General features: G+C 37.2%; 9 protein-coding genes and 1 tRNA gene. 4 read left to right on the forward strand and 6 right to left on the reverse strand.

What is annotated here, in order from left to right; translation table 11 throughout:
* Window positions 1–8 precede the first annotated feature (8 nt).
* From ACY2V1_RS02095 to rplS, 5 genes are all read right to left on the reverse strand, one after another.
* Window positions 9–746 carry a PTS system mannose/fructose/sorbose family transporter subunit IID gene (locus tag ACY2V1_RS02095; RefSeq protein WP_461833141.1) on the reverse strand — a complete coding sequence of 246 codons (738 nt, stop codon included), beginning with the start codon at window positions 744–746 and terminating at the stop codon, window positions 9–11.
* On the reverse strand, window positions 739–1,590 hold the full coding sequence (gene rsmI / locus ACY2V1_RS02100; protein WP_461833142.1) for a 16S rRNA (cytidine(1402)-2'-O)-methyltransferase: 852 nt from the start codon (window positions 1,588–1,590) through the stop codon (window positions 739–741). The genes ACY2V1_RS02095 and rsmI overlap by 8 nt, the downstream gene beginning before the upstream one ends.
* Entirely contained in the window at window positions 1,523–1,927 is a 405-nt protein-coding gene (locus ACY2V1_RS02105; protein ID WP_461833143.1) for a YraN family protein, read from the reverse strand. Before ACY2V1_RS02105 ends, rsmI begins: the two co-directional genes overlap by 68 nt.
* Entirely contained in the window at window positions 1,903–2,514 is a 612-nt protein-coding gene (gene rnhB, locus ACY2V1_RS02110; protein WP_461833144.1) for a ribonuclease HII, read from the reverse strand. The genes ACY2V1_RS02105 and rnhB overlap by 25 nt, the downstream gene beginning before the upstream one ends.
* Window positions 2,515–2,618: 104 nt before the next feature.
* Window positions 2,619–2,969: a 50S ribosomal protein L19 gene (gene rplS / locus ACY2V1_RS02115; RefSeq protein WP_461833145.1), complete on the reverse strand. Its 351-nt coding sequence runs from the start codon at window positions 2,967–2,969 to the stop codon at window positions 2,619–2,621.
* 235 nt (window positions 2,970–3,204) lie between these two features.
* On the opposite strand from rplS, the gene ACY2V1_RS02120 reads away from it, so the two are divergent.
* From ACY2V1_RS02120 to ACY2V1_RS02135, 4 genes are all read left to right on the forward strand, one after another.
* The gene (locus tag ACY2V1_RS02120) at window positions 3,205–3,654 is read left to right on the forward strand and encodes a MarR family winged helix-turn-helix transcriptional regulator (RefSeq protein WP_461833146.1); all 450 of its coding nucleotides are present in this window, start codon (window positions 3,205–3,207) and stop codon (window positions 3,652–3,654) included.
* Between the two features lie 3 nt (window positions 3,655–3,657).
* Window positions 3,658–4,734 (forward strand): ATP-binding protein, encoded by a 1,077-nt coding sequence (locus tag ACY2V1_RS02125; RefSeq protein ID WP_461833147.1) that lies wholly within the window; start codon window positions 3,658–3,660, stop codon window positions 4,732–4,734.
* Between the two features lie 12 nt (window positions 4,735–4,746).
* A complete protein-coding gene (locus tag ACY2V1_RS02130) occupies window positions 4,747–6,753 on the forward strand; it encodes an oxidoreductase (RefSeq protein WP_461833148.1) in 2,007 nt (668 codons plus the stop codon).
* A 64-nt stretch (window positions 6,754–6,817) separates the two neighbouring features.
* Window positions 6,818–7,594 carry an NRDE family protein gene (locus ACY2V1_RS02135; protein WP_461833149.1) on the forward strand — a complete coding sequence of 259 codons (777 nt, stop codon included), beginning with the start codon at window positions 6,818–6,820 and terminating at the stop codon, window positions 7,592–7,594.
* Between the two features lie 249 nt (window positions 7,595–7,843).
* Here ACY2V1_RS02135 and ACY2V1_RS02140 read toward each other — a convergent pair.
* A tRNA-Leu gene (locus tag ACY2V1_RS02140) sits at window positions 7,844–7,930 on the reverse strand.
* Between the last annotated feature and the right edge of the window lie 54 nt (window positions 7,931–7,984).

Consider the following 7,984-nt stretch of genomic DNA (forward strand, 5'->3'; position numbering starts at 1 on the left):
CCTTTGTTTTACAAAAAGAACAATATACCAGCAACAAATATTACTACTAACAACTCCCTTGATATTATATTTTTATAAACAAGAAAAGATGAAATAGAAATTACTATTCCACCTATGAGAAAAAAATGAAGATGATCATATTTTGACAAACACGATATCCTATACCATACAAAAACAAGTAGAACCCCATTAATAATTTTCAATCGATTTGCCCACCCAATTAAATTTATTTCCTTCATCTGCTGAAAAAAAGCAAGCCCCCTGCTCCACCCCTTCCAAAAAATCACAAATCTAAATAATTGCAGAATTAAAAAGGAAAAAATAAAAAATATTAGGCCCCAAATCTTTTGGCCATATAAAACAAACAACACTTCAGCCAATGCCCAGGTAACAAGCAAAGAACCCCCAAAAAACGAATCTCCAATAGCACTTAATGTATATGCTGAGGTCTCCTTTATGGCCTCAAGGGCCTTAGGTGATATCATTTTCTGGGAAATCCTGGATTCTATAAATAAGAAATACCCAACTAATAATGGCAAAAAATAAGGATGAGAATTGTAATGGGACAGATATCTTTGTCTTGCTTTCTTATATTCCGATAAGTTGTCACCATAGAATAATCTCAGTCCTGGCTCCATAATATAGAGCAGACCAAAATTCTGCAGCCCCTTAGTATTAAACATACTGCCTATAAAATAGGTCCTAAAAAAACATGTTATAAGGGTAGATAATTCCTTTTTACTCATTTTTTATTCTCAAATAGAGATTATACACCTCTTTTTTGCCCCACCCTGTGCTGGCATCCAACACCCTTTCCACCAAATCCTTGCCCTTTACATTACTTACCATCTCTTTTTTTATCATATTTATGAGTTCTGTCTCACTGGTCCTCAATTCTTTTTTTTGTGGTGGAGATATAATCACCGTAATCTCGCCCTTTAACTCGCCTATTACTTCATACTTTGAAAGGGGAAAGAAGATTACATCTTCATACATTTTAGTGAGCTCTTTAACAATGGCAACTTCCCGTTCTCCCTTCAATGTTTCATGGGCAACTTGTAATGTGTGTTTTAGTCTGGACTTTCTCTCAAAAAATATCAATGTGGTGTTAATTGTTGCAAAAGGGGTCAAAGTGGCCTTTATATCGCCTTTTTTCCTGGGCATAAATCCCAAAAAAGTAAAAGGAATAGGTTCTATTCCACTAATCATGAGTGCAGCAATAGGGGCACTTGGACCAGGTACTGCAGATACCCTGATTTTCCTTTTTCTGCACTCCCTAACAAGCAAAAAACCTGGATCAGAAATAACCGGTGAACCTGCTTCTGACACCAGAGCCACATCTTTACCATCTTCTAATATTTTCAATATACTATCTAATTTTTCTTTCTCCACCTTATCATAATAACTGACCAGTTTTTTCTTAGAAATCCCAAGTATATTTAAAAGATTGCCAGTGGTCCTTGTATCTTCACAAGCTACCACATCCACCTGATTTAAAACCTCAATGGCCCTTTTTGAAATATCACCAAGGTTGCCAATAGGTGTTGCCACTATCCAGAGTGTGCTCAAGCGTGAAGGCATTTTTTTCATGTTTTATATCTATGTTATCACCCTTTTTAGTGATCCCTATAATATCAAATCTGACTTTTTTGTGCCATAATTTATTTTTTGTTAAATAAAAAAGGGCTGCTGCAAGTATCCTCTTTTGCTTAGCCACATTAACAAATTGAACAGGCTCCCCAAAATTCTCACTTGATCTAGCCTTTACTTCAACAAAAACCAATTGCCCATCTCTCTCAGCAATAAGATCAATCTCTCCCTTTTTGGTTCTAAAATTCCTCTCCAAAATTTTATAACCTTTTTTCCTGAAAAATTTTATTGCAACATCCTCTCCTATGTTGCCTAATCTGCTTTTTCTATTAAGCACGACTTATCCCAGAATAATTCCTTTACCCCTTTAAAGGTCTTCCTATGGATCTTACACGGACCCATTATTTTTAATCTCTCTAGATGAAGTCTTGTAGCATAACCTTTGTGATTTTTAAAGCCATAGTCTGGATATTTTTTGTCCATCTCATGCATTAAACGATCCCTAAAGGTCTTTGCCAGGATAGATGCAGCTGAAATCTGGGGTATTTTATCATCACCTTTTTTTACACAAATTACCTCTACATCCTTTAAATTTGGAGCATAAATTCCATCAACATATACAATATCAGGTTTAATAGACAATCTGGAAAAAGACCTTTCCATGGCGAGCAAAGATGCCCTTAAGATATTCAGAGCATCAATTTCCTTAGGGGTTGCAAAACCAATACCCCATGATATGGCAACCTCTTTTATTTGTGTTTCTAAAACATATCTTTTTTTTGATGATATTTTTTTTGAATCCCGAAGGCCTGGGAGAGAATAATTAGGCGGCAAGATAACCGACGCAGCCACAACGGGACCGGCCAAACATCCACGGCCGGCCTCGTCTATGCCTGCAATTATTTGATGAATCTTTTCATTCACCTACAACTCTTTAACCTCAGCTTTGGTCATTTTTACTTAGGTTACTCATTTGAAATCATTTACAACAAACAACAACCACAAGACCCTAAACTTTACAAACTAAATTAATAGATATCCCTTGATTTAATCCTCGCAGCTTTACCTTTTCTATCTCTTAAGTAGTAGATCCTAGATTGACGCACTTTACCACGATCAACTACTTCAATCCTCTCAATTGAAGGAGAATGAAGGGGAAATGTGCGTTCAACACCAATCCCTGAAGAGATCTTACGAACAGTAAAGGTCCTGTTGGTTCCACTCCCTCTAACCCTTATTACAGTACCCTTAAACACCTGTATCCTCTCTTTTTCGCCTTCAATCAACCTGATGTGAACATTGATTGTGTCACCTGCCCTAAACTCGGGAATATCATATCTCATATGGTCCTGTTCGATTTTTCTGATGATATCGTCCATTTCCTTCTCTCCTTAAAATTTTTTTTCACCACAAAGACGAGTTTAATTATCCCATTTTTGTATTTGAGTCAACAAAAAGAAAAGGCCCGAGATGATTTTATTAAAAACAAACTTTTTCCCATTGACAAAACCAAAAAGTTAGCATACAAACTTTTTTAAACTCTTTATCAAAGACCATATATTAATTGTTAACACTAAAAATTTAAACCATTTCTCGCAACAGAAAGTTAGTTTTATGAACCAACTAAACTTGAAAGAATTTTTAAGGGAAACTGATTGTTATATTTTTTTAATAGCCAAAGTATATCAAAGGGCGTATAAAATACTCCAATCTAAATTAAGACCCTATGGGCTTACCAATGTCCAACATCTTGTTTTAGAGGCATTGTGGTTAATGCCTGGTCTGACTTCAATGGAATTATCCAGAATACTCAACATTGATAAAGCCACCATCTCAGGAATTGTGGATAGGCTAAATAAAGGCGGTTGGATCGAAAAAAAAGAAGACAAATCTGATAAAAGGATTATCAGGCTCTTTCCTACAAAAAAAAGTTTGGCTATTCAAAAGGATTTAATTGAAATCCGAAAACAGGCAAATGATGAGTTGCTAGTGAAATTTTCTCTGGAAGAAAAACTTTTATTTAAAAAATTTTTATTAGAAATATTAGAAAACAAGGAAGGGTAAGCCATGGAAGACGTTTACAAAAAATTGGCAAAGGTATTGGACTCAATGCCACAAGGATTTCCTGCAACACCAGACGGATTGGAAATCAAAATCTTAAAAAAGGTCTTTGAACCAGATGAGGCTGAACTTTTTTGCAAATTAAAATTAAAATTTGAGACAGTAGATGACATTGCCAAGAGGACTGGAATGGACAAGGAATTTCTCGAGAAAAAGCTAACTCAGATGTGGAAAAAAGGCCAGATAATGGGCGTGGATTTTGGAGGAACTAAGTTATTTAAGATGATGCCATGGATGGTTGGAATTTATGAATATCAAGTAAAGAGAATGGATGAAGAATTTGCAAGACTCTGTGAACAATATCTTCCTTATGTTGGGAAAAAAATATTTGGTACTTCCCCAAGATTTATGCAGGTACTTCCAGTGGAAGAAAATTTAAAGGCAAAACAAGAGGCACTGCCCTTTGAAAGGGTTTCAGAAATTATTGAGAAGGGGAAATCATTTGGAGTAGCCCAATGCATTTGCAAAAAGGAGAAGGCATTAATTGGAGAGCCCTGTGATAAACCACAAGAAGTGTGTTTAGCTGTTGCAAGGATTCCAGGGGTTATTGAGCAATTCGATCATTGGGGACGTCCAATTACCAAGGAAGAAGCATATAATATTCTAAAAATGGCTGAAGAATCTGCACTGGTTCATTTAACATTCAATACCCAAGATGATACCTACTTTATATGCAATTGTTGCGGATGTTGCTGTGGTGTACTCAGGGCTATAAATGAGATGGGGGTAAATGAAGCAGTTAACTCAAGATATAGGGCCAAAATTGACCCTGAATTGTGTAGTGGCTGTGGGACATGCAAAGATGAGAGGTGCCAAGTAAATGCTATTTCTGAAAATGACGGTGTATATTCCGTTATAGAAGACAGGTGTATTGGTTGTGGACTCTGCATATCAACTTGTCCATCAGATGCAATTGAACTTATTAAAAAAGAAGATGATTGGGCTCTCCCACCAAAGGACGAAAATGAATGGATGTCCCTACGTGCAAAAGAGGTTGGTGTGGACATAGCTAAATTTATATAAGGAGGCTTTTACATGAAAGACCCATTATTTCAACCTATTAAAATAAACTCTATGGAAATAAAAAACAGGATTTACCTGCCTGCAATGCATCTTAATATGGCAAATAACTTTTTTGTCACTGAAAATATCAAGGCCTTCTACAGGGAGCGGGCCAAAGGTGGTACTGGAATGATCTGTGTTGGTTATGCCACAATTGACGATAAGTCTGGAACGCCCCTGAATATCGGTGCACATAAGGACGAATTTATACCTGGATTAAAGGAGCTTGCACAAGAAATCCAGGAAAACGGAGCAAGGGCATGTATCCAGCTTAACCATTCAGGTAGATATAACCACTCCTTTTTCTTAAATGGAGAACAGCCAGTAGGCCCTTCTCCAGTACCCTGCAGACTTACTAAGGAGACTCCTAGAGAACTGACAAAAGAAGAGATAAAAGAAATTATTGAAAACTTTGGAAAAGCAGCTAAAAGGTGTAAAGATGCAGGGTTTGATGCAGTGGAAATACTTGCTGGAACAGGCTATTTAATAAGTGCATTTCTCTCCCCAATAACCAACAAAAGGGAAGATGAATATGGTGGTAGTTTAGAAAATAGAATGCGTTTTGGGATTGAGGTGTTAAGATCCGTTAGAGAAGCAGTGGGTAGTGACTATCCTGTGCTGGTTAGGATAAATGGAAATGACCTTATGGAAGGTGGAATTGGCAGGGAAAATATGAAGCTCTTTGCCAGGAAATTAGAACAAGAGGCTAGGGTTGATGCCTTTTGTGTAAATGTAGGTTGGCATGAGGCCAGGGTACCTCAACTTACCCCGTCGGTTCCAAGGGCTGGGTTTGCATATTTGGCACGGGAAATTAAAGAGACTGTATCAGTTCCTGTGATTGCATCCCATAGGATCCACGACCTAGATATTGCCAGGGAGCTCATAATAGACCATATGTGTGATATGGTGGCACTGGCTCGTCCTTTAATAGCTGATCCTTACCTGCCAAACAAGGCCAAACAAGGAAGAGAAGATGAAATAATCCACTGTGTTAGCTGTGGACAGGGTTGCTTTGACCACGTATTTCAGCTAAAACCAATAGAATGTCTGGCAAATCCAATGGCTGGACACGAAGTAGAGTATGGAGATATTGAAAAAACAAAACAACCCAAGAAAGTGCTAGTAATTGGCGGCGGCCCAGGAGGGATATGGGCAGCATTAGGTGCTTCCATGAAAGGCCACAAAGTAAAACTGTGGGAAAAATCAGATAGACTGGGAGGACAATTAAATATTGCTGGACTTCCAAGGGGTAGAGAAGAATTTTTAATACTTGCAGAGAACCTTGAAAATATATTATTAAATAGCGATGTAGAAGTGGAATTTGGAAAACAGGCAACCTTAGAAGATATAAAAAGAGAAGATCCAGACTTTGTAATTGTTGCAACTGGAGCAAAGCCAATTACTCCACCAATAGAAGGGATTGATCAACCACACGTGCATCAGGCATGGGATGTTTTAGAAGGCAAAGTATATGTTGGAAAAAAGGTTGTGGTAATTGGGGGAGGAGCTGTTGGAGTTGAAACTGCCATTGATCTTGCTGAAAGGGGCACCATAGATGGTGAAGACCTAAAATTTTTACTTATAAATCAAGTAGAGGACCCAGAACACTTGAGGGAGCTTTGCATTAAAGGCACAAAAGACGTTACATTAATTGAAATGTTAGACTCTATAGGTAAAGACATTGGAAAATCCACTCGCTGGACAATGATGAGGGATATGAAGATTTTTGGAGTTAAATATTATACAAAAACCAAGGCGCTAAAGATAACCAAAGATGGAGTTTATGTGGACATGAAGGGAGAAGAAAAGCTCCTACCTGCTGATTCCGTTGTCATTGCTGCTGGCTCTGTGTCAGAAAATTCCCTGGCAAAAGAACTTGAAGATGCAAATATACCACACAAAGTAATTGGAGATGCAAATAAAGTGGCCCAGGCAATTAATGCCATCCACGATGGCTTTAGGGCTGGAATATCTATCTAAAAAAAGGGGGCCAGGGCCCCCTTCTCACTATCTTTATCAAGTGAGTAAAAAATTAATTTAAATTATGTGTATTGCCTTAATTGCCTATAATTTCTTTGATAATTACCCTTTAATAATCCTGTCCAATAGGGATGAGTATCACAATCGTCCTACAAAAATGGCCCATTTTTGGGAAGATTATCCAGATATTCTCGCAGGCAAGGATCTTGACCAAGGAGGCACATGGTTTGGGATCAACAAAAAAAATGGCAGAATTGGGCTCCTCACAAATTTTAGAGAGCCAAAACAAGACCAAAGTAAAAGTTCTCGAGGAGATCTAATAGTAAACTTTTTAATAAAAAACCACTTACCTGAAGAATATCTATCTTATCTAAAAGATTCAGCCCCAAAATATAATGGATACAATTTTGTCTTTGGCACAACAAAAAAACTCTTTTATTTCAACAACATAAAGTTAATATCCACCTCATTATCAAAAGGTATCCATGTTCTAAGTAATGGTATTTTAAATGAGCCATGGCCAAAATGTGTAAGACTCAAAGAACTCTTTATACAAGCCACAAAAAATTCTCCTAATAATCTTTCAATTGAAAAATTATTCAACATCCTAAAAGATAATACAAAATTTCCAGATAAAACCCTTCCCAACACTGGGGTCGGAATCAAACTAGAGAGATTCTTATCACCTATCTTCATAAAGGATCAAAAATACGGAACCAGGACATCTACTATCTTTATAATGGAGAAAAATAATTTAGTGAGGTATATTGAAAGGACATATGTAAAGGGCACTAACCAAGTAAATGGGGATAAGGAATTTTGCTTTTTAATTAACTCATGACTTACCCTATCTTCCCCCCGATATCCTGCTATTTGGGGTTGTGAGGTTGTTGAGTTTCATAAAGGTTCTAGGTTCAACGTTCTAAGTTCTAAGTTCTAGGTTTTAGGTTCCTTAAACTTAGAACGTTGAACAATTTAACGACTAACTAAAAGACTTAAATTTATTTATTGCTTTTCAAAAGCGGAAAAATGGTTGCTCCTAAAGGCAGGGATTAAAAAAATAGCTGCAGAAAATAGGATTATTGTGAGATGCCCGGGGCCAGAATCGAACTGGCACGGGGACAAGGCCCCAAGGGATTTTAAGTCCCTTGCGTCTACCAAATTCCGCCACCCGGGCAAGAACAACATCTTTTTATAGAAATCTTAAAAAAAAGTCAACGACCTATTTTTC

Source organism: Desulfothermus sp. (assembly GCF_053993635.1).

Excerpts from the sequence above, each read along its gene's own strand:
- ACY2V1_RS02095 (WP_461833141.1), bottom strand. The coding sequence starts at position 746 with ATGAGTAAAAAGGAATTATCTACCCTTATAACATGTTTTTTTAGGACC.
- rsmI (WP_461833142.1), bottom strand. The coding sequence starts at position 1,590 with ATGAAAAAAATGCCTTCACGCTTGAGCACACTCTGGATAGTGGCAACA.
- rplS (WP_461833145.1), bottom strand. The coding sequence starts at position 2,969 with ATGGACGATATCATCAGAAAAATCGAACAGGACCATATGAGATATGAT.
- ACY2V1_RS02120 (WP_461833146.1), top strand. The coding sequence starts at position 3,205 with ATGAACCAACTAAACTTGAAAGAATTTTTAAGGGAAACTGATTGTTAT.
- ACY2V1_RS02125 (WP_461833147.1), top strand. The coding sequence starts at position 3,658 with ATGGAAGACGTTTACAAAAAATTGGCAAAGGTATTGGACTCAATGCCA.
- ACY2V1_RS02130 (WP_461833148.1), top strand. The coding sequence starts at position 4,747 with ATGAAAGACCCATTATTTCAACCTATTAAAATAAACTCTATGGAAATA.
- ACY2V1_RS02135 (WP_461833149.1), top strand. The coding sequence starts at position 6,818 with ATGTGTATTGCCTTAATTGCCTATAATTTCTTTGATAATTACCCTTTA.